Here is a 21,619-nt window from a genome sequence, read left to right as displayed (position 1 = left end):
TCTTTCCACCTTCGACGCTGACCGAGAGCCCCTGTAAGCTCCCCCGGAATGGCTTCCGGCGCAGGTATCGAAGGACCGCACGGGCTGGGCGAGAGCACCAGCGCAGAGGGATCGGGCGGCGGTGTTTTGTCCGGGCCCGTGCGGCGCACATTGAAGGCAGGCGAGATCCCGAACACGCTGATCGAGTGCACGCACTCGGTCGAGTGCGCGGGCTGTCCGCTCATCGCAGGCGACTACGCGGAGCAGCTCGGCACCAAGCGTGCGCGGGTCGTGTCCGCAGCCGCGCACTACCCATCGCTCGGGCTGCTCCAGACGAGCTCGGTCATCCCGGCCGATCCGATCACCGGCTATCGCGGTAGAGCGAAGCTCATCGTCGCCCCCTCCGGCGCGATCGGGCTGTACGGCCGCACGGGGCACCACGAGGTCGTCGACATCCCGGGCTGCCGGGTCCTCACCCCGGCCCTCGCCGCGGTCACCTCGCGGCTCCGCGAGCTGATCGCGTCGCCGCCGCCGGAGGTCCGGCCGCTGCTCCTCCCGTACGATCCGGCGAGGGGCGGCGTGCTCCGCGCCCTCGATCTGCGCGAGGTCCACCTCGCGCCCGGGACGCCGCTCTTCGCGGAGGTGGGCGCGACCGAGGACAACCCGGCGTTCGTGCTTGTCACGTTCGTCCTGCAGCGCGAGCGCGCCTGCACGCGCGACGAGCTGCGGGAGGCCGGCCGCGCCCTCCGCCCGATGCTCCCGCGCGTCATCGGCGTCGCGGCGAACTTCCACGACGCGGAGGCGCCGCAGATCCTCGGGCCCGAGACGATCGTGCTCGACGGCGCGTCGCACGCGGAGGACCGGATCGGGCAGACGTACCACATCGCCGCGTTCGGCTCGTTCGTGCAGGCGCACCGCACGCAGGCCGCGCGCGTGCACGCCCTCCTGCTCCGCGAGATCGCGTCGCTCGAGAACGACGGGCCCGTCATCGAGGGCGAGGCCGCGCTCGGCCCCGCCTCCCGGCGCAAGGAGCCGCCGCGCATCCTCGATCTGTACGGGGGCTCTGGCGCGATCTCGCTCGCCCTCGCCCAGGGCGGCAACCGGGTCCTGATGGTGGAGTCCTTCGCGCCCGCGGCGGCGAACGCCCGCGCCGCGGCGGAGGCCCAGGGCCTCAGCCAGCGCGTGGAGGTGCGCACGGGCGACGTCTCGGAGATCGTCAGCTCCCTCGTCAACAGCTCGGAGAAGTTCGACGGCATCGTCGTGAACCCGCCGCGCCGCGGCGTCTCCCCGACGGCGCGCGAGGCGATCGCGCGCCTCGGCGCGCCGCTGCTCGTCTACGTCTCGTGCGATCCCGACACGCTCGCGCGCGACCTCGATCACTTCTGCCGCCTCGGGTACTCGTCGACGGAGCTCACGCCGCTCGACATGATCCCGCTCACGGAGGAGATCGAGACGATCGCCGCCCTCCGCCGGACGCCCCCGCCCGCGCCGAAGGTCATCTACGACGACGACGGCATCCTGGTCGTCGAGAAGGGCCCGCACGAGCCGGTGGCCATGCAGCCGGAGTACCTCGGCTCGCTGCTCGCCCGGTGCGCCCGCATCCCGGGCAGCACGACGACGCCCATCATCGTGCACCCGCTGGATCCGGGCACGAGCGGCCTCGTCATGCTCGCGCGGAACGAGGAGGCGGCCGCGCGCTGGGGCGAGGCGCTCACGAAGACGGGGCGCCTCATCTACCTCGCCGCGGCCAAGGGCGTCACCCCGGGCAAGGGCGCGATCACCCGCGATCTCCGCGAAGGGACGCGCACGTACACCGCGCGCACGCGCTACCGCCGCCTCGCGGTCGCCTCGGGTCACTCGATCCTCCGCGTCATCCCGGACGGCGGCCGCACGCACCAGATCCGGCGGCACCTCGCCGCGATCGGGCACCCGATCCTCGGCGACGAGCGCTACGGGCACGTGCCCACGAACCGTTACTTCGAGGAGAAGCACGGGCTCGATCGCTCGTTCGTGCACCTCGTGCGCATCGAGATCGAGCACCCCCGCACCGGGGTGAAGATGATCATCGAGTCCACGCTGCCCGGCGATCTTCGCTCCGCGCTCGAGCGCTCGACCGGCCCCTCGGTCCTCCGCTTCCTCGAGCAGAAGCACGCGCTCGGCGAGCAGCGGGCCGTGGCCGTGCTGACGACCGCCAGCGACGAGCCCGCGCCGAGCAGCAGGATGATCCCGCTCCGCCCCGAGGACGCAGAGTCCGCGCCGCCGCCCTCCATCCGCAGCCCAGGGCCCATCTCGATCCGCGTCCCGGATCTGGACGAGTCGCCCCGGACCATCCGGCACCCCATCATCTCGACCGGCGACGAGGACTGAGCGGCTCGCGGCGCCCCCTGCGGGCGCCGCGAACGCTCGACAGACGTCGACAGACGGCCGGCCGCCGCGGGCTGCACGTGCGGCGGCGCAAGCGCGCTCACCGCGGCGCGCCGCGGCGTCCCCTGCACCGCACCACCTGGGGCGCACCGGGGGCGCGCTGCGCCTCTCGCGAGGCGCGCGGCGCGAGGCGCAGGTCCGCTCGTGTACCCGACCCGCCCACCTTGGTGCGATGCGCTGCGAGCGGATCTGGTAGTCTTGCCGGCGGCATGTCCACGTTTCCAGAAGACCGCCCTCGCATCCTCGTCGTGGACGACGAGAAGGTGATCCGCGACATGCTGGCCGACTTCCTCGGCATGGAGGGCTACTACGTCCGCACGGCGGAGGACGGCACCAGCGCGCTGAGCGAGCTCACGAAGGGTCACTACGACCTCGTGATCAGCGACCTCAAGATGCCTCGGATGGGCGGTATCGCGCTGCTGGACGAGATCGGCAAGACGGCGCCGAACGCGCTCACGGTCATCATGACGGGCTTCGGCACCGTGGAGACCGCGATCGACGCGATGAAGCGCGGCGCCTACGACTACGTGCTCAAGCCGTTCAAGCTGGACGAGGTGGTGCACGTCGTCCAGCGCGGGATCGAGAAGCAACGGATGGCCGCCGAGAACATCCGGCTGCGCGAGGCGGTGTCGCTCTACAAGGTGAGCGAGGCCATCGCGGCGAGCCTCTCGCTCGACCAGGTGCTGGAGACCGTCGCCGACAGCTGCCTCCACGAGGTGTGCGGCGATCTCATCTCGACCTGGCTCGACGACGGCGAGGGGGGCTTCTTCGAGCGACAGCACCTCCGCGGCCCGGCCGTCCCGCCGGGCGCCGACCTCGGGCGGCTCGACCCGACGCTCGTGCTCGATCACTTCCGCCCCGACGCGCAGCTCCTCGAGCAAGGCATGAAGGGGCTCAGGTTCTTCGCGGCGGAGCCGGCGCTGCCGCTCCAGTCGCTCGTCGCCGTGCCCCTCCGCATCCAGAAGCGGCTCATGGGCTTCCTCGCCGTCGCGTCGTTCACGCGGACGAAGCGCTTCGACGAGGGGCAGCGCAAGCTGCTCAGCATCATCGGGTCGCGCGCCGCCGCGGCGATCGAGAACGCGCGCCTCTACCAGGACCTCCAGGCGACGTTCCAGCAGACGATCGAGGGCCTCGCCAAGGCGATCGACAAGATGGACCGCTACACCGCGGGCCACTCGGATCGGGTCGCCGTCTACGCCGTGATGCTGGCGCAGCGGCTCGGCCTCGGCCCGATCGAGATAGAGATCGTCCGGCAGAGCGCGCTCATGCACGACATCGGCAAGATCGGGTGCGTGCTCAACCTGAACAAGCCGGGCAAGCTCACGAACGACGAGTACGAGGTGTTCAAGCGGCACCCGGCGTACGGGCGCGACATCCTCGACCCGATCAAGTTCTTGCACCCGCTCATCCCCGGCGTACACCTGCACCACGAGCGCTGGGACGGGCGCGGCTACCCGCTCCGGATGCGGGGCAACGAGATCCCCATCATCGCGCGCATCATCTCGGTGGCCGACACGTACGACGCCATGACGAGCGATCGCTCGTACCGACGAGCGCTCCCCCACGAGGTCGCGGTGACCGAGATCGAGCGGTGCTCGGGCTCGCAGTTCGACCCCGAGGTCGCGGCCAACTTCACGACGCACATCGAGGCGTACCGCGAGGAGCGGCGGGCGCGCGGAGAGAAGATCCCCGAGTAGCCATGGTCCGCGACCTCCTCCAGCCAGCGAACGGACAGGAACCCCCCGCCGACGCGCCCCGACCGAGGCGAGCGCGCGCCGTGTGGATCGGCCGGCGCCGGTATGCCCCGATCCACGATCTGCAGAAGCAGCTCGTCGAGGCGCGCGCGCAGGGCCGGATCGGCGACACGATCCTGCTCCTGGAGCACGATCCCGTGATCACGCTCGGCCCGCGGGCGAACCCGGAGAACGTGCTCCTCGACGCCCGCGCGCTGAACGAGCGCGACATCGATCTCGTCGCCACGGGGCGCGGGGGCGACGTCACCTACCACGGCCCTGGCCAGCTCGTGTGCTACCCGCTGCTCGATCTCAGGCCGGACCGATGCGACGTGCGCAGGTACGTGCGCTCGCTCGCGGAGGTGATGATCCTGCTCGCGCGCGAGCGCCACGTCGAGGGCGGCGTTGTCGAAGGGATGATCGGCGTCTGGGTCGATCGCGCGGCCCCGGAGGCCTGGGGCGGCGCCGAGTGGGCGCGCGAGATCGCGAAGCTCGGCGCGATCGGCGTGCGCCTGTCGCGCTGGCTCACGATGCACGGCTTCGCCTTCAACGTCTCGGTGGACCTCAAGTCGTTCGAGCTGATCGTGCCCTGCGGCATCCGCGAGCACGGCGTGACGTCGCTCCAGCAGCTCACCGGACGGCAGCTCACCGTCGCCGAGGTCGCCCTCGCCAGCGCGCCGCAGCTCGCCCGCGGGCTCGATATCGAGGTCGCCCGCGTCGAGGATCTGTCGGCGGTCACGGATCTCGCGGGCGCGCTCCTCGCCCCGGAAGCCGGCGCCGATGAGGGCCGGAGCGCTCCCTAGGCCAGTGTCGCTCGGCCGTGCCGTGGGCTAAAAGCCGTCCCGTGCGCGCGCAGCCCACGACACGGCCCCGTGAACGCGACGGGGGCTCCCCTCTCCACAGCGGCGCCTCGACCGAGCGGCCGCCCTGGCGCCGCCCGCTCGCCCTGGCGCTCGCCGCGGCGGCCGTGGCGCTGCCCGCGCTCGCGCTCCTGGGCCCGGTCGCCGCGATCCTCGTGGGCACGCGCACCGCCGCCGCGTGCCTCGCCTCGATCGAGGCGCCGCGCGGCCCAGCGCTGCCCGACTGCAGGCCGGAGATCCGCTGGTTCGCGCTGCCGTCGCGGCTGCCATGGACCTACAAGGCGGCGAGCGCGCTGGCCGAGGAGCTCGGCGCGCGCGCCGCGGTCGCCGACTACACCGACGCCGCGATCGGCCGGCCGGATCGCGCGGCGCTCGCCGGCGCGACCGAGGCGGTGGCGACGGCCCAGGCGACGGTCGCCGCCGGGACCGGGCGCATCACGTTCGATGAGCTCGGACCCGCCTGCGGCGCGCCGAGCCTCGCGCGCGAGGCGGCGCGGCTCGGCGATCGCCGCACGCTCCTCTCGCAGCCGGACCGCTGGCCCGACTGGCACGTGCGCGTCCACACCCTCCGCGCGGCGCTCACCGAGGGCGACCTGCAGCGCGCGCTCGCGATCGCCGGCAGCTACGCGGCGATGGAGCCCCGCGACGAGGATCTGCGCACGACCGCCGGCGCGATCCTCTGCCTCGGCGCGAGCGCAGAGGCGAAGCGCGGCATGGAGCTCCTCACGCTCAACCAGGACGACCGGGCGTCGAGGCGCTACGCCGGCATGGCGCGCAACTGGGGCGAGGTCCGCGCCGTCCTCGTCGCCTGCGCCGCCCGGGCCGGCGTGGAGCCTCCGGCGATGCCGCAGGCCCCCGAGGCCGGCGTGGCCGACGCCGTCGAGGTGCGGCTCGCGCAGCGCGCCCGCCTCGCCGCCGACCGGAAGGACGCCGCCGACCGGAAGGACGCCGCCGACCGGAAGGACGCCGCCGCCCGGAAGGACGCCGCCGACCGGAAGGACGCCGCCGACCGGAAGGACGCCGCCGACCGGAAGGACGCCGCCGAGGCGAAGCAGCGCGCGACGCGTGCGATCCGCGACATGCTCGGCTCCGCCACCGCGCTCGCTCCCGAGACCCGCGGCGATCTGCTCGCCGTCGTGCTGGCGGAGGACGAGACGCTCGACGCTGCCGAAGCCGCCGCGCTCGCGCGGCCGGAGGGCGACGGGGACGAACCCGCGGCCGGAGAGGCAGGCGCCGAGGGCGCCCCGGCGCGCGCCGAGCCCCGCGCGCCGCCGGCGTTGCCCGCGAGCTCGCTGCGCGCGCTCGACTGGCTCCCGGAGCGGGGGCTCGCGAGGCCCGTGCTCGCCGGATCTTTGCGCGCGCGCGCCGCCGCGCGCGCCGCCGAGCTGGCCGCCGCCCCCCAGATCTCGCCGTCCGAGGCCGACACCCTGCGCGCCGCCGCGGGAGCGCTCGCGCTCCGGGCCGCCCGCGAGCTCGCGCTCGAGGGCGACGCGCCCGGGGCGATCGACGCGCTCGATCGGCTCGGCGCGCTCGCCCCGGAGCTCGCGCCGGACGCGGCCCGCGCGCTCGCGCGCTCGAGCGCGTGGGCCCTCGTCGGCGACCGCGATCGCGCGCTCGATCTCGTCGAGCGCGCCGACCTCGCCGCCGCGCCGCCGGCGCTCCGCGCGGCCGTGCTCCTGCAGCGCGCCGAGCTCCTCGCCTCGCGCGGGCAGAAGCGCGACGCCGCGCGCGCGGCCGTGCTCGCCGACGAGGAGGCCGCCGCCGCGCGCGCGGCCGTGCTCGCCGGCGAGGCGCCGCCTTCGCGCGGCGAGCTCGCCCTGCTGGACGCCCGATCGCGGTGGACCCGGCTCGCCCTGGCTCGCGGCGCCTCGCCGCTCCGGCAGGGCAGCCCGCCCGCCCAGCTGCCCGCGGACCGCTCCGCCACCTGGCCGTGGGTCGGCTTCGCGAGCCTCGACGCGCCCTGGGCGCGCGGCGACCAGCCGGCGTTCTCGCGCGCGCTCGCCGCCTGGAGCGCCGCGCGCGACGCGTCGCCGCCCGCGCGCCGCGCGCTCCGCTACGCCGCCCTCCGCCAGCGCGGTGATGCGCCGCCCGCGCTCGCCCCGTACGCCGCGCTGTCGGCCGAGCTGCTCGGCGACGGCGAGGGCGATCCCGAGGTGTGGCTCGACGCCTTCCTCGCGCTCGACGCCCTGCGCTTCTCTCTCCGGCACTACGCCTTCGCCCGCGCCGAGGCGGCGCGATGGCGCGGAGACGAGGGCAGCGCGGCCGCATGGCAACGCCGGTACGACGCCCTGCGCGCCGTGGCCTCCGACCCGTCCCGCGCCGAGATCGCGCGTTACCTCGGCATCTGAGCTCCACCCGCGCCGCGCGCACCGCGCCGACCCCGCGCCGCGCGCATCCCACCGGGCGCGGGCCGTCCGTGCCGCGCGGTGGGCGGACTCGCTCCCCGCGCGAGGCGCCGTGACATGCGCGTGAAAAACCTGGAGATCACCTCGTCGCACACCTGGCGGCGAAGGACCATGATTCCTACGCTACAGCCTGGCTCGCGGAGAATTTCTCGCGGGGAGAGTCCTCATGTGTCCTCATTGCGGAAAGAACGCGCCCGTCATTCACCGCGGGCTCGCCGCGTACTGCACCGCGTGCGGCCGGGAGCGCCTGCCGTTCGCGGGCAAGTCGGTCAGCTTGGCGGGGAAGCCGTCCAGCGTGGGCGGCGCCGTCGCCGGTGTGCTCGGCTGGCTGGTCCTCATCGGCGGCATCGCGCTGGCGCTCCTCCTCGGGCTGGGCGCCGCTGCGCTGTTCCCGGGCTCGATCGCCGGCCTCGCGATCGGCCTGCCGATCGGGTTCGCCGCCCTCGCCCTCGGCCTGCTCCTCCTGCTGGGCGGGCGGAAGCTCGCTCGCTCCGGGGCGAAGGCCTCGCGCGACGCCCAGGTGCAGGCGATCTTCTCGCTCGCGTCGCACCGCCGCCGCCCGCTCACGGCGCAGGAGGTCGGCGTCACGCTCGACCTGCCGGCCCAGGAGGCGGACACCCTGCTCACCGAGCTCGCCAAGGAGCGCCCCGGCGACGTGGGCGTCGAGATCGGCGAGCGTGGCGAGATCCTCTACACCTTCCCCGGGATCTCGGGGGCGGCCGGCGTCCGCTTTCCCCAGCCGCCGCTCCGCATCGATCCGAGCGAGGGCGCGCCCGACCCGGCGGCGCGCATCTACGCCGACGAGTTCGAAGAGGAGGACGCGGCGGCGGCGCGGGCCCCCCGCCGCCGCGAGCAGCTCCGCTGAAGATGTCCTGCGGCGCGCGTGCTAGCCTCGCGCCGCGCGCGCCCATCGAGCGCCCGGCGCGCGCCGCCGTCGCCGTCGATCCGTGGTTCGTCGCGGGGCGCTCCGGGCCGCTCTCCGCAACCGACCATGAGATGCTCCCCTGCCGCCCTGCTGACCTCCGCCGCGCTCGCGATCGTCGCGCTCCTCGCCCCCTCGCGGGCCGACGCCTTTGAACGGCAGTGGCACGCCGGCGCCAGCGTCGGGTACGCGCTCCTCGCGGACGGCGGGACGTACCCGGGGATCGGCGGCAGCTTGCACCTCGCCTACGGGCTGACGGACGCCTTCAACGCGGTCGCCGAGGTCAACACCGCGTCCCACCCGGGGGGCGATCTCATGCTCCTCGGCGCGTCGGCCGGCGCCTCGTACGTCATCGATATCTTGCAGTGGGTTCCCTACATCGGCCTCATGACCGGCGCGTACGACAGAGTGCGCCTCGCGCCCTGCGGCTCCTACGGCCAGCCGAGCTGCCACCGGGGGCAGTTCGGGGTCTCCGTCCCGTTCGGCATCGACTACGCTTTCAACCGCCAGTTCGCCGCCGGCTTCGCCGGCAAGTACACGCTGCTCCTCCCTGGCGCGGGCGACGGTCCGGGGAGCTATTTCACGGCGTTCGCCCGCGCGGAGTTCCTCTGGGGTTACTAGAGCGAGGCGCAGCGTCGTGGGACACGGGCTCAGCCGCCAGGCAGGTGATGAGGCGTAGAAGCTACGCCTCAGCGAGCCGAGCGGCGCGGGTGAGCCCGTAGCGCACGAAGATGCGCCCCCGCTCTAGGCCGTGTGCGCCTGGAGAGAGGAGGAGCGGACCGTGGAACAGCTCTGGCAGCGCATTTCCGAGGGCCGGCACACGGCCTTGCTGAACATCGTCCCCGGGGATCCGCCGCCGCGGCTCGGGCTGCGGATCCTGCGCGTGCGCTGCGACGTCCCCGAGGTGACGCTGGGGCCGCTGCGCGACGCGCGGAGCCAGATCGAGCGCCTCGCCGGCGGGGCGCAGCCGCCGATCGATGAGGCGCGCCGCCGCGCCGTCTCGGGGCTCAGGCGCCGGCTCCTCGGCGACGTGCACGAGCGGATGGCGGACGCCGAGTTCATCGAGACCGCGAACCGCCTCGCGCAGCAGGCGGTCCGCGCGTGGGCCATCGTCTTCGACGCGGTCGAGCACGCCGATCATGCCACGCTCGACGTGCTGCGGCGGGTGGTGTCCCGCCCCGACGCGCTCCGCGTCGCGCTCGTCCTCTCCTTCCGTCAGCACGCGCCGATCGGCCCCGCCGGCGATCTTGTCGACGCCGTGCGCGCCGCGTGCGGAGCCGACGCGATCCTCCGGCCGGCCGACGGCGCGACCACGCTGACGAGCGCGACCGCGCCCCCCCCGCCACCGCCGCAGGTCACGCTGCGCGAGCTGCCCGGCGAGGTGCTCCGGGTGCTCAGGGCCGGCGCGATCGTCGGCTCGGGGTTCGAGAGCGAGCTCGTCGCCTCGCTCCTCCGCGTCGACACGCTCGACGTGCTCGAGGCGCTGCAGCGCGCCGCGGACGCCGGTGTCCCCGTCGAAGACCGCGGCGAGGGGCGCTTCCATCTCCCGCAGGAGGCCGTCGAGGCGCTCCGCGGCTCGATCCTCCCGTCGCTCGCGCGCGTGTGGCACCGGCGGCTCGCGACGCTGCTCAGCGAGGAGCGCGTCGAGCCGGACGCCACGGCGGCGCGTGAGCCGCGCGCCGCGTCGGGCATCGTCGCGGCCGATCACCAGGCGACCCATGCCGCCGCGGCGGCCCATACCGGGGCATCGTCCCATGCCGCCGCGGCAACCGCCCATTTCTCGGCGGCGGGCCACGCCGCGGCAGCGCCGGCCTATGGCGCGGGGCCGCCCACCCAGAGCGCGGCCGTCCTCACGTCGGCGGTCGAGCGGCACGTCATCGGCGGAGCGAGCGTGGGCGTGCCTCGCGGCGACGACCCGACCACGAGGGCCGCCGCTGCGCTGGCGAGGACCGGGGCGCCGCCGCTCTCGACCGCACCACCGTCCACGTCGCTGCCCGCCATAGCGACGCCCCGCGCGACCGCCACCGTGCCCCCGCCGGCGGCTCCACCGCCCGCGGCCGCGTGGCCCGGCGCGCACGCCAGCGCCGGCGGGCCGAGCCACGAGACCGGCGGCGCGGCCGCCGACGACTGGGAAAAGACCCTCGACCCCACGCTCTCGATAACGCGCGGCGGGGTGCCGCGCGCGGCCGAGACGCTGAGACCGCCGCCAAGCGCGGGCGGAGCGCCCACGGGCAGCGCGCGCCGCGCGCCGCCGCGCGTCACCGAGGACTGGCCCACGGCCCCCGCCGGCTCCGGCAACCCCGTCGGGCCCGGCAATCCCGCCGGGCCCGGCAATCCCGCCGGGCCCTACGCCGATCTGTTCCACCGCAGCCCGGAGAGCCGCCGCCACTCGGAGCCGCCCGAGTCCGTCATGTACGACAGCCCGCCCGACTCGCTCGACGCGCCCATCCCCGGGCCGATGCGGGTGCCCCGCGATCTCGCGTCCGGCGGCGCCTCCGCGGACGAGCCGATCCGCTCGGTCCGCGGGGCCTCGCTGCGCGTCCCTGCCGCGCTGTCCGAGCGGTCGCCTTCCCGCCACCCCTTCTCCTGGCCAGCGCCGGCCGACGCCGCGGCGCGCGCCGCCGACCCGGCGCGCACGGCGGTCGAATCGCTGCGCGCCGCCGCGCCGCTCGGCGTGTCCATGTACCCGGCCCCGGCGGAGCCGAACCGCGCCGAGGCAGCGGGCGACGCGCGCGCGGCGGCGCACGGCGCGGGGCGCCACCTCCACGACGCGCGCGCGGCGGCGCACCTGGCCGAGGCGGGCGAGCACGAGGAAGCGGCGCAGCGCTACCGCGCGGCCGCTGTCGACGCGGCGGCCATGGGAGCGTATGCCCAGGCGCTGAGCTACGGGCAGAAGGCGCTCTCGCTGCTCGACGGCCTGCCCGCCACCCCCGCGCGGCGGCGGCTCCGCGTCGGCGCGCTCGCGGGCATCGCCCGGGTGCAATGGCAGTCGTCCGGCCCGGACCCGGCCCTCACGCTCGCGGGCGCGCTCCAGGTGCTCGACGCCGCGCGCGCGCTCCTCGCGCAGGGCGACCCGCCGGAGCTGCACGCCGAGGTCGCCACGCTCATCGCGAGCGTCTGTTACGACATGGGCGACGCGCGCTCGCTGGAGCGCGCGCTGGGGGAGCTCGCGACCGCGAGCCGCCTGCTGCTCGACGTCGGGGACGCGCGCGGCGCGGCCCGGCTGCTCAACGATCAGGCGGCGGTCCACGTGCGCATGGGCGACCCCGTCCGCGCGACGCACCTCATGTTCGAGTCGCGCCGCGCCTTCGAGGAGCAGGCCCGGGTCGATCCGTCGGCGCGCGTCGAGCTCGCCGAGACCGACCACCTCCTCGCGCGGATCCCGCTGCACATCCCCGCCCGCCCCGGGCGCGAGTCCGACGCGCTGTCGATGGGGCTCGACCACGCGCTCGCCGCGGAGCGCGCCTACAGGCAGCTCGGCGACACCCGGGAGCTCGCCCGGGTGTGGGAGACGATCGGCCGGCTGGAGCTCCGCAACGGCCGCCTCGACCGCGCGACGCAGCGCCTGACCGCGGCGATCGAGGCCGAGGAGGCGCTCGGCGACCTCCTCGGCCTGGCCCGCGCGACGGCCGCGCTCGCGGAGGTGCTCTCGGCGAAGGGGTTGCACCGGGAGGCGCTGGCGGTGCTGGCCGAGTCCATCGCGATGAACATCGAGAAGGGCTCGCCGCTCGGGCTCGCGTACAACCGCCGCGCCCTGAACGCCCTCGTCCCGAACATCTCGCTCCAGGGGGAGGAGGCCGAGGAGCTGCGGAAGCTCGCGGCGCAGCTCGCGGCCGCGGAGGCGGCCCTCGGCCGCGCGACGCTCCCCGGCGAGCCCGACTGAGGCGGGCCCGACGGAAGCGGGCCCGCGCCGCGCGGCCTTTGACCTTGCCGGGGTGCGGCCGCTCCGGCGAAATGCGCCGCATGTCGTCCTCCTCGACGGGGCGCGGTCGCCACGACGGCGCGCGGCGCTCCTTGCTCGCCTTGCTCGGCCCCCTCGCCTCCCTGGCCCTCTCGGCCGCGTGCGCGCCCGCCCCGCCGGCGCCTGCTGCGGCCGCGCCCCGGCCCGCCGCGTCCGCCCCGCCGGCGCCCTCGCCCGCTGCAGCGCCGCGGCCTGCGCCCGCGCCGGAGCGGCCGGGGTACGCGGGGCACGGCGCGGCGAGCGTCTCTCCGGAGATCCTGGCTCGCTACGCGCCGCCTCCGCTCCCGGACGACGTCTCGCGCCGGATCCAGGCGATGCTCGACGTGCGCGCGCCTTCCGGGGGCGTCCTCGGGCCGGACGGCAAGGCGCTCTACTTCACCTGGACGATCACCGGGACGAGGCAGATCTTCCGGCTCGACGGGCCGCAGCGCTTCCCGATGCAGCTGACGGGCGGCGAGGATCCGACCGTGCTCGAGGGCGTCACGCCGGACGGCGCGCACCTCGTGCTCTCGCGCGACCGCAAGGGCGAGGAGAACCCGGGGCTCTATCTACAGGACGTGAAGGGCGGCCCGCTCGTGGCCATCCAGCACGTGCCCGGCGTGCAGACGCAGCTCCAGCTCGTCTCCGACGACGGCCGGCACGTCTACTACCGGGCCAACGACGTCAAGAAGGACGCGTATGTCATCTACCGGTACGACATCGCGTCGAAGCAGCGAGAGGTCGTGTTCGATCGCGAGGGCATCTGGCGCGCCGTGGACGCCGCGGCCGACGGCCGCCTGCTGCTCGCGAAGGACGTGGGCTCCAACATGAGCGAGCTCTTCGAGTGGGCGCCGGGCGCGAAGGCCGCTCCGGGCGCCGACGGGCTGACCCCGCTCTTCGGGCAGGGCGAGCGCGAGGACTACGACGCCCTGTACGGCGCGGCGCCGGGCGAGGTCCTCGTCCTCACGCCGCGGCTCGGTGAGCACCGCCGGCTCTACAGCTGGAAGGCGGGGAAGCTCACGCCGATCTCGCCGGAGATCCCGTTCGACGTCAGCGCCTTCTCCATCGATCGGGCGAAGAAGAGGATCCTCTACACGGTGAACGAGCGGGGCTACACGCGGCTCCGCGCGCTCGACGCGAGGTCGCACCGCGAGCTCAAGCTGCCCGCGCTCCCGGCGGCGGATCACGTGACCCCGGTCTCGACGACGCGGGACGGCCGATTCACGACGCTGCTCCTGGAGACCGCGGCGTCGCCGGCGACGGCCCATGTCCTCGACTGGACGACGGGCAAGCTGACGCAGTGGCACGCCCCGAGCATGCCCGAGCTGGCGCCGGGCGCGTTCTCGGCGGCGACGCTGGAGTCCTATCCGGCGCGCGACGGGGCGCAGATCCCGATGTTCGTGCGCCGCCCTGCGCGGTGCGAGCGGCCGTGTCCCGTGATCGTCCATCTCCACGGCGGCCCGGAGAGCCAGACCAGGGCGGGGTTCAGCGCGCGGGCGCAGATCTTCGTGGACGCCGGCTTCGTGTTCGTCGAGCCGAACGTCCGCGGGAGCGACGGTTACGGCAAGACGTGGCTGCACGCCGACGACGGCGCGAAGCGGCTCGACGTCATCACGGACATCGAGGACGCCGCGAGGTTCGTCAAGGCGAGCTTCGGCCACGAGGGCCGGCCGCCGAAGGTCGGCGTCTTCGGCGGCAGCTACGGCGGCTATTCCGCGCTGATCGGCATGACGATGTTCGCCGGCGCCTACGACGCTGGCGCCGCCGTCGTCGGCATGAGCAACCTCGTGACGTTCCTCCAGAACACGGCGCCTTACCGGCGCATCCTCCGGATCTCCGAGTACGGAGATCCCGAGAAGGATCGGGACGCGTTGCTCAAGCTCTCGCCGATCACGTACCTCGACCGGGTGAAGGCGCCCCTGCTGATCGTGCAGGGCGTGTCGGATCCGCGGGTCCCTGCGGGCGAGTCGGTGCAGATCCAGCAGGCGCTGGAGGCACGGAAGATCCCGTCCGAGCTCATCCTGTTCGCCGACGAGGGGCACGGCGCGCAGAAGAGGGACAACCAGGTGCTCCAGTACGGGCACCTCGTGCGGTTCTTCCGGGCCCACCTCGGGGCGGGAGGCGGGAGCGGGGGGTAGGAGGAGAGGATTCTTCGGGCCTACAGCTTATTTTATTTCATTTACCCCTCGGACATCGGCCCTCCCTGCGCAGCGCGACAAGCACCTTCTCCCCGAGCTAACGGAGCTGGGGACGAGACGCCGTGTCGGCGCGTCAGGCTGCGGAGCTTCCGAGGAGGAGCGAAATCGTCACGCGAGGGCGGGCGCGCTGGCCGGTGGGCGGCGCGCTGCGCTGGGCGCCGCGGCGATGCGGGGTGCGCGCGGGAGATCGCCGAAGATCTCCGGCATCAACGACGTCTTGCCGTGGAGCCGGAGCACGCACTCCACGAGGAGCTTCGCCGCGCCGTAGGTGGTGATCCACTCGTCGCGCGCGGCCTTCACCTCGGGGGTCATGGTGCGGCGGGCGAGCCGGGTCTTGCGCACACTTTTGATGAGCGGCTCAAGGGCGTCCCGGGAGCGCTCCAGGTCGGCCGCCCACGCCTCGTGCTCGGGCAGCTGCCCCTCGTGCTGCTCCACCACCTCGATCGCGTGCGTCAGCGCCGCGGCGAGCGCCGCTGGGCGGCGGCGCAGCACGGTGGCGAGCGTCTGGCCCTGGAGGAGGTCACGGGCCAGCGCGACCCCGTTGGGCCGCGACGCGGCCTGCTCCACGAGGCGGCGCAGCAGACCGCGGCCCACCTCGACCGGATTCGCCCGACCGCTCCTCGATCCGCGGGACGCGCCCGCGGGCACGGGCGCGGCCGTCGCGTTCAGCCTCGCCTTGCGCAGGGCCTCGGTCGCGGCGTCGAGGCGCGCCGTGACCGTGCGGAGCGCCTTCCCGAAGCCAGCGTCGACAGGCAGGACGAGCCTCTGGATCTGCGACGCGGTGAAGCGGCCGTACGTCTCGATGTCACGCTGGTAGATGTAGGTATCGGTCATGAAAGCGACTCCGCTGCGCGCGTGCGCGGTCAGGGCGAGCGCCATGATACCCATCGCCGCCGCGGGCGAAAGGAGGGGTCCGGCGCTGCCATTCGAGGCGGATGACCCTCGTCCCTCACCCGCCGCGAAGGTCTCGATCTGGCCGGCCCGTCGTCTCCCACCCGCCGCCAAGGTCTCGATCTGGCCAGCCCTTCGTCTCCCCACCCGCGGGCAACATCCCGACCTGGCCGACCCCTCGTCCCTCCCCTGCCGCCAAGGTCTCGATCTGGCCGGCCCTTCGTCTCCCCACCCGCCGGCAACGTCGCGACCTCGCCGAGCCCTCCTCTCGCACCCTCACCGGAGGTCGCGACCTTCCCGGGCCGTGTGCCGCGACGCACCCCCCAGGTCTGGATCTGGGCGCTCCTCCAAAATTCAGCCGAGCCCCAGATCGCGACCCCTCACGCCCACCGTGACCTGCGCGCGCGCTCCCGCTATCCCGCCCAGGAGATCGACGCCGTGGTGCTACGGCGCGGCGAGCAGAAAATCCCAAATCGATGGCGGCCCGAGCTCAGCGCGCTGGCTCGGCTCCGTCGAGCCGAGGCGCTCAGTCGCAGCCCCGGTTCGCGCAAGGGTCGCACTCGACGTGCGTGCAGTAGCCGCTGACCTCGACCAACCTCGCGCAGAGCGCGTCCAGCACGCCGCCGAAGGAGCCTTCACCAGGGTTCCCCGTGAGCGAGACCCGCGCGCAGCGGATGAAGTCGACGTCGTTCAGCGGAGACGCGTCCTCGATCAGGTTGTCCGACAGATCCAGCATGTAGACGCGCTGCGCGCCCGCGAGAGGCGTGAGGTCGGTGATGGAGTTGGCGCGCGCCTCGAGCGACGCGAGACCCGGGAGCCCCGTGACCCAGCTCAGATCCGCGCCGCCCGCCCCGACCTCGCTGATCGTCACCCCCGCCAGCTGCGGGTGGCTGGCGAGCGCGGACGTGTCCGTCAGCGGATTGCGAGCCAGCCCCAGGTGCCTCAGGTTGGGCACGGTCGCGGGGTCGAGCCCCGCGAGCGACGCGATGTGATTGCCGTTGAGGTGCAGGTTCTCGAGGGCGGGAAGGACGGCTCCGAGGCTCACGTCCTCGACCTCGGCGTCATCCAGGATCAGCGTCGTCAGGGAGTGAAGGTCCGGCAGCGTCGCGAGGCTCGTCACCTGGGTGTCGGTAAAGTTCGCGTTGTTCAGGACCGGAAACCTGGAGAGGCTCGAGAGCTCTGCGACGTGGGTGCGGTCGACCGAGAGGTGGAACAGGGCGTGTGTACCGTCCAGCCCTTCGAGGGCCTCGAGCGGATTGCCCGACAAGCTCAGGTTCTGAAGCTCCGAAAGGTCGTTCAGGTCCCTCGTCGACGACACGAGGTTGTCGTCCGCTTTCAGCGTCCTGAGCCCCGGGTGCCCGGAGAGCGCGCCCAGCGACACGATCCGATTCGCGTTCAGGTGCAGGTTGTAGAGCCGCGGCAGGCGAGCGAGGACCGAGACGTCCTCGATCCGATTGCCCTGGAGGAACAGCTGCTCGATCGACGTGGCGCACTCGAGGCCGCTCAGGTTCTCGATGCCAAGGCCGCCGAGGTGGAGCGAATCAAGCGCGGCGACCGCCGCCCCCGGAATCGGCTCGCCGGCGCCGAGGCCCAGCTGCTCCCGCAAGCCCGCGGCGAGCGCCTGATCCGGCACTTCCAGGGTGCCGTTGCAGCCCTCCGGCGCCGGCTTGGGGTCGATGCTCGGGTCGCCCGGAGCGCCGCCCGAATCGCCCGACGGGTCCCCCGTGCCCTCCGCGCCGCCCGGAGGACCGCTCGACGCGCTCTCCTCCTCGACGACCCTGGCACAGCCGAAGAGCGAAAGGCACATGGCCAAGACGAGGAAGCCCCGCGTTCTGGTGAGCATGAGGCGGCTTCCAGCAAACCCGGTGCCGCCACGGAACACAGCCAACGCTCGCGGATCTCGTTCATCGCCCTGCCCGATGAGCCAGCCTGCGCCACCCCCTGTGCCGCGTCGCAGCCTGCTGGCTCGACGGGCGCGTTCCTCGGCGGCGCGCCGCCTTCTGGCGCGCGGACCACGGCGATCGCCCCGATCTATCGGCTCATCTAGGATTTTATCCCATGGGATAGACATCACACGGGCGGGAGACGCGAGCTGTCCTCGCCTCGCCCGTTAACCCTGCGATTTCTGCGGTCGGCACCGGCGGAGACCGCCTTGGCATCCGCCCTGCAATACCCCTCAGCGTCCACGCCAGGGTAGCTCAGCGGTAGAGCGCGAAAACAACTCCGGACGGTGTTCTCCGGCGCGATGAGCGCCGGCAGTGAGATCCGGGGTTACTTCCCTTCTAAGGACGAGGTCGCGGGTTCGAGTCCCGTCTCTGGCACAGGGCGCAGCGCGGCAGTGAGCGTCACGGTTCCTTCGTTTCGATACGACAAACCCCGTGACCACCATCCTCCGCGCTGCGCCCGCTTTCTACCCCTCGCCGCGCGTGCGTCGAGGCTGGAGGTGTCATCATGGCGTTCTTTCAGCATCTCAAGCGTCAGGACAAGCGCAGCGCCGACTCGCACCTGAACTGGATGGGCGGCCGCTCCTACGACATCACCGATCCGCTGAAGCGCCTCCGCCTCGCGGCCTCGTCGTGCTTCTTCGGCGAGCCCATGTACTACCACCTCGAGCCTGCGGATCCGCGCCCGGCGAAGGCCGTGAACGCGGCGAAGGCGAAGGTGGCGGCGAAGGCGGAGAGGAAGGCGGCCGCCCGCGCGCGCCTCTCGGACGCGGAGGTGCGGCGCCTGCGCGAGACGCTCGGCGCCGTGGATCCGGCCGAGTGGCGCAAGCTGTCGCCGGCGGCGCTGATCGAGAAGGCCATCGACGAGGCGCTCGCGGCCGACCCGGAGGCGACGCTCGCCGAGGCGGTGCGGCTGCGCGAGGAGGAGCACATGCGCACGACGCCCCAGGTCATCCTGGTGCGCGCGGCGAACACCGCGTCCGTGCGCGGGACGGGCCTCGTGCGCAGCTACGCGCCGCGCATCCTGAAGCGCGCGGACGAGCCGGCGGTCGCCCTCGCGTACCAGCTCTACCGCTTCGGCAAGCCGGTGCCGAACGCGCTGAAGCGCGCGCTGCGCGACGCGCTCGAGCGCTTCGATGATCACGCCCTCGCGAAGTACCGGCTCGAGGGCAAGGGGAGCAAGACCGTGGACGTCATGAACCTCGTGCACCCGAAGAGCCCCAGCGTGGACCGCCTCGCGAAGGGCGCGCTCCGCGCGACCGGCCGCACCTGGGAGGCGATCGTCTCGGCGCGCGGCTCGAACCGGTGCGCGTGGCGCAAGGCGCTGCCGGTCATGGGCCACATGGCCCTGCTGCGCAACCTGCGCAACCTGATCGAGGCGGGCGTGCCGTTCGATCAGTTCCTGCCGAAGCTCGTCGAGACGGCCGCGGAGGGCAAGCAGCTGCCGTTCCGGTACTACAGCGCCTACCGCGCCGTGAAGGGCTGCGCGCCGGGCGCCGTGCTCGACGCGGTGGAGAAGTGCCTGAACCGGTCGCTCGGCCAGGTGCCGTACTTCCCCGGCCGCGTGATGGTGCTCTGCGACAACAGCGGCTCCGCGCAGGGCACGACCACGAGCAGCGTCGGGACGATGAAGATCTCCACGATCGCGAACCTCACGGGGCTCGTGGCCGGGATGCGCGCGGACGACGGGCACCTCGGCGTGTTCGGCGACCGGCTGGAGAGCTTCGCGGTGCGCAAGCAGGAGAGCGTGTTCTCGCAGCTCGACAAGGCGGAGCACCTCGCCCGCACGATCGGCACGGCGACCGAGAACGGCGTGTGGCTCTTCTGGGATCGCGCGATCCGCGAGCGGCAGCGCTGGGACTCGGTGTTCGTGCTGAGCGACATGCAGGCCGGCCACGGCGGCCTGTACGGTACGCGCCCGAAGGACTACGCGGACTTCGCCTGGAACGGGCACTACATCGACGTGGCGAAGCTCGTCGCGGCGTACCGCGCGCGCGTGAACCGCGACGTGCGCGTGTTCCTGGTCCAGGTCGCCGGGTACCAGGACACGCTCGTGCCCGAGTTCTACGACCGCACGTACATCCTCGGCGGCTGGGGCGAGGGGCTGCTGCGCTTCGCCGCGGCGATGGCGCAGGGCTAGAGCGACAGACGGGTTGAAGCCGCCAGAAGAGAGCCGAGCTTCGAACCGCCATGACGTCGAGAACGCCAAGGAGAGAAAAGCATCCTGGCGTCCTCGATGTCGTGGCGGTTCGCGCCTCGAAGGCGCTGATGCTGGCGCCGTGAGGGGGGCCGGCACCGCGCGCGCAGGGGCGGTATCAAAGACAGCTCAGATTGCCCGCGGCGCAGTCCTCGCTCGGCGGATCGATGTCCGCGCACTTGTTCGCCGGCTGCAGGCTCCAGACGCAGAAGTTGTTGTAGACGAAGCCATCCACCCGCGTGAACACGACATCCACGCTCGAGTAGCTCGGCTCCTTGTGGCAGGCGCTCTCGGCTCCGCCGATGCAATAGAGCTTGTTCCCCACCTGCGCAGGGCTGTCCTTGCGGCTGAGCCCGTATCCTCCGAATCCGCCGCCCGCTCGATGCGACGCCGCGCGCTCCTGACGGAGCGATCGCGGCGCCATAATGCAACACGCCGCGAGCAGCCTCACCGACAAGGTCGGGGACCGCTCACGGCGAGCGCGCTACGACGGTGGCACAGGCTACGTCACGCTTTGCCGCCAAGCCCGAAGCCGTCGTGCAGCGCACGGACGGCGAGCTCGGCATACTTCGTCGAGACGAGGCACGAGATCTTGATCTCGCTCGTGGAGATCGCCTGGATGTTGATCCCGTCCGCCGCGAGCAGCTGGAACATCCGCGCCGCGACGCCCGCGTGCGTCCGCATCCCGAGGCCGACGATAGACACCTTCACGATGTCCTCCTCGTAACGGATGCTCATCGCGCCCACGCCGCTCGAGACCTTCTCCATCACGAGCTTCGCCCGCGGGAGATCCGCCTTGCCGACGGTGAACGTGACGTCGGCCTTCACCTCGCCGGACGTGCCGCGCGCCTCCAGGCCGTAGCTCGGCGCGTTCTGGATGATCATGTCGACGCTGATGTTCTCCTCGGCCAGCGCGCCGAAGATCTGCGCCACCACGCCCGGCTTGTCGTCGACGCCGACCAGCATCACCCGCGCCTCGTTCCGGTCGAGGGCCACGCCCGTCACCGTCACGCTCTCGAGAGACTGCTCCTCGCCGACGACCCACGTGCCCGGCACGTCCGAGAACGACGACCGCACGTGCACCGGGACACCATACTTCATCGCAACCTCCACGCTCCGTATCTGAAGGACCTTCGCGCCCAGCGAGGCGAGCTCCAGCATCTCTTCGTAGCTGATCCGCTCGATCTTCCGCGCCGTCTTGCAGATGTTCGGGTCCGTTGTGTAAACGCCGTCGACGTCCGTGTAGATCTCGCACTCGGCGCCCACCGCCGCCGCGATCGCCACGGCGCTCGTGTCGCTGCCGCCTCGGCCGAGCGTCGTGATGTTGCCCGCGTCGTCCACGCCCTGGAAGCCGGCGACCACCGCGATCTTCCCCCCGGACAGCGCCTCGTGCAGCCGCTGGGCGTCGATCGCCTTGATCCGCGCCTTCGTATAGGCGCTGTCGGTCAGGATCTTCAGCTGGTGGCCAAGGAAGCTCCGCGCCTTACCGCCCTGCGCCTGGATCGCGATCGCCATCAGCGCCGCCGAGACCTGCTCTCCGGTCGCCGCCAGCGCGTCCATCTCCCGCGCGTCCGGCACGGGCGCGATGTCCGACGCCAGCTTGAGCAGCCGGTTCGTCTCGCCGGCCATCGCGCTCACGATGACCACGACGTCATGACCGGCCTGCTGTGTGGCGAGCGCCCGCGCGGCCGCCCGCTGGATGCGCTCGATGGACCCGACGGACGTGCCGCCGAACTTCTGGACGATGAGGCTCACGCGAGGTGTGGCCAACTAGTCCAACCCAGACGCCCAGGTCAAGGGGAAATTCGACAGCAGCGCAGAGCGGACGAGCCCTTCCCACGCCCCCCGCGCCCCCCGCGCGTCACGCGCCCATGCGCCCAACGCACGCTTCGCCGCAGAGGAGCCGCTGCCGCCCGACAAACCGGGGATAGCCCGGACAACCACGCCCGGTGCAGGCCCGATCGCCGGGAATAAACCCCGCGCGCAGCCGCTTCGGGTCGGCGCTGTTGACAGAGATCCACCCGCCGCTACGATGGCGCCGCCATTCGCCTGGGTAATGAGTGATCCAGGGTGCCCTGACGGCGTGCCCGCCGGCCAGGGCGGGGGGATCGCCAGGGGCGAACGACG

Annotated in this window: 13 protein-coding genes and 1 tRNA gene; 10 read left to right on the top strand and 4 right to left on the bottom strand. The window is 73.2% G+C overall.

What is annotated here, in order from left to right; all coding sequences use genetic code 11:
• Nucleotides 1–138 precede the first annotated feature (138 nt).
• The 8 genes from WME90_RS13175 to WME90_RS13140 all read left to right on the top strand — a co-directional run bounded on the left by WME90_RS13175 (nt 139) and on the right by WME90_RS13140 (nt 14,401).
• Nucleotides 139–2,346 carry a pseudouridine synthase gene (locus tag WME90_RS13175; protein WP_437281457.1) on the top strand — a complete coding sequence of 736 codons (2,208 nt, stop codon included), beginning with the start codon at nt 139–141 and terminating at the stop codon, nt 2,344–2,346.
• 266 nt (nt 2,347–2,612) lie between these two features.
• Nucleotides 2,613–4,100 (top strand): HD domain-containing phosphohydrolase, encoded by a 1,488-nt coding sequence (locus tag WME90_RS13170; protein ID WP_437281456.1) that lies wholly within the window; start codon nt 2,613–2,615, stop codon nt 4,098–4,100.
• A 2-nt stretch (nt 4,101–4,102) separates the two neighbouring features.
• Entirely contained in the window at nt 4,103–4,939 is an 837-nt protein-coding gene (gene lipB / locus WME90_RS13165; protein WP_437281455.1) for a lipoyl(octanoyl) transferase LipB, read from the top strand.
• 41 nt (nt 4,940–4,980) lie between these two features.
• Nucleotides 4,981–7,344, top strand: a complete 2,364-nt coding sequence (locus WME90_RS13160; RefSeq protein WP_437281454.1) for a hypothetical protein — start codon at nt 4,981–4,983, stop codon at nt 7,342–7,344.
• 223 nt (nt 7,345–7,567) lie between these two features.
• On the top strand, nt 7,568–8,266 hold the full coding sequence (locus WME90_RS13155; RefSeq protein WP_437281453.1) for a hypothetical protein: 699 nt from the start codon (nt 7,568–7,570) through the stop codon (nt 8,264–8,266).
• A gap of 126 nt (nt 8,267–8,392) precedes the next feature.
• Nucleotides 8,393–8,944 carry a hypothetical protein gene (locus WME90_RS13150; protein ID WP_437281452.1) on the top strand — a complete coding sequence of 184 codons (552 nt, stop codon included), beginning with the start codon at nt 8,393–8,395 and terminating at the stop codon, nt 8,942–8,944.
• 160 nt (nt 8,945–9,104) lie between these two features.
• Complete coding sequence (locus WME90_RS13145; RefSeq protein ID WP_437281451.1) at nt 9,105–12,206, top strand: hypothetical protein; 3,102 nt, start codon at nt 9,105–9,107, stop codon at nt 12,204–12,206.
• A gap of 80 nt (nt 12,207–12,286) precedes the next feature.
• A complete protein-coding gene (locus WME90_RS13140) occupies nt 12,287–14,401 on the top strand; it encodes a S9 family peptidase (protein WP_437281450.1) in 2,115 nt (704 codons plus the stop codon).
• A 168-nt stretch (nt 14,402–14,569) separates the two neighbouring features.
• Here WME90_RS13140 and WME90_RS13135 read toward each other — a convergent pair whose 3' ends face one another.
• Both WME90_RS13135 and WME90_RS13130 read right to left on the bottom strand, forming a co-directional pair.
• On the bottom strand, nt 14,570–15,295 hold the full coding sequence (locus tag WME90_RS13135) for a hypothetical protein (RefSeq protein ID WP_437281449.1): 726 nt from the start codon (nt 15,293–15,295) through the stop codon (nt 14,570–14,572).
• Nucleotides 15,296–15,878: 583 nt separating this feature from the next.
• Entirely contained in the window at nt 15,879–17,195 is a 1,317-nt protein-coding gene (locus WME90_RS13130) for a leucine-rich repeat domain-containing protein (protein WP_437281448.1), read from the bottom strand.
• 344 nt (nt 17,196–17,539) lie between these two features.
• Here WME90_RS13130 and WME90_RS13125 point away from each other — a divergent pair.
• Nucleotides 17,540–17,673: transfer RNA gene (locus WME90_RS13125), tRNA-Arg, on the top strand.
• Between the two features lie 130 nt (nt 17,674–17,803).
• Complete coding sequence (locus WME90_RS13120) at nt 17,804–19,435, top strand: TROVE domain-containing protein (RefSeq protein WP_437281447.1); 1,632 nt, start codon at nt 17,804–17,806, stop codon at nt 19,433–19,435.
• Between the two features lie 175 nt (nt 19,436–19,610).
• On the opposite strand, the gene WME90_RS13115 is transcribed toward WME90_RS13120, so the two are convergent.
• Nucleotides 19,611–19,817: a hypothetical protein gene (locus WME90_RS13115; RefSeq protein ID WP_437281446.1), complete on the bottom strand. Its 207-nt coding sequence runs from the start codon at nt 19,815–19,817 to the stop codon at nt 19,611–19,613.
• Between the two features lie 182 nt (nt 19,818–19,999).
• Entirely contained in the window at nt 20,000–21,247 is a 1,248-nt protein-coding gene (locus tag WME90_RS13110) for an aspartate kinase (RefSeq protein WP_437283604.1), read from the bottom strand.
• Nucleotides 21,248–21,619: the final 372 nt, after the last annotated feature.

It is taken from the genome of Sorangium sp. So ce375, assembly GCF_051473855.1.
GTDB lineage: Bacteria > Myxococcota_A > Polyangia > Polyangiales > Polyangiaceae > Sorangium.
Note: the sequence above shows the minus strand (reverse complement) of the source record. Positions and strands in the feature narration are given on the sequence as shown.

Bases quoted from the DNA above. Each gene is read 5' to 3' on its own strand.
- WME90_RS13155 (WP_437281453.1), top strand. From the start codon at position 7,568: ATGTGTCCTCATTGCGGAAAGAACGCGCCCGTCATTCACCGCGGGCTC.
- WME90_RS13140 (WP_437281450.1), top strand. From the start codon at position 12,287: ATGTCGTCCTCCTCGACGGGGCGCGGTCGCCACGACGGCGCGCGGCGC.
- lipB (WP_437281455.1), top strand. From the start codon at position 4,103: ATGGTCCGCGACCTCCTCCAGCCAGCGAACGGACAGGAACCCCCCGCC.
- WME90_RS13120 (WP_437281447.1), top strand. From the start codon at position 17,804: ATGGCGTTCTTTCAGCATCTCAAGCGTCAGGACAAGCGCAGCGCCGAC.
- WME90_RS13170 (WP_437281456.1), top strand. From the start codon at position 2,613: ATGTCCACGTTTCCAGAAGACCGCCCTCGCATCCTCGTCGTGGACGAC.
- WME90_RS13130 (WP_437281448.1), bottom strand. From the start codon at position 17,195: ATGCTCACCAGAACGCGGGGCTTCCTCGTCTTGGCCATGTGCCTTTCG.
- WME90_RS13135 (WP_437281449.1), bottom strand. From the start codon at position 15,295: ATGACCGATACCTACATCTACCAGCGTGACATCGAGACGTACGGCCGC.
- WME90_RS13150 (WP_437281452.1), top strand. From the start codon at position 8,393: ATGAGATGCTCCCCTGCCGCCCTGCTGACCTCCGCCGCGCTCGCGATC.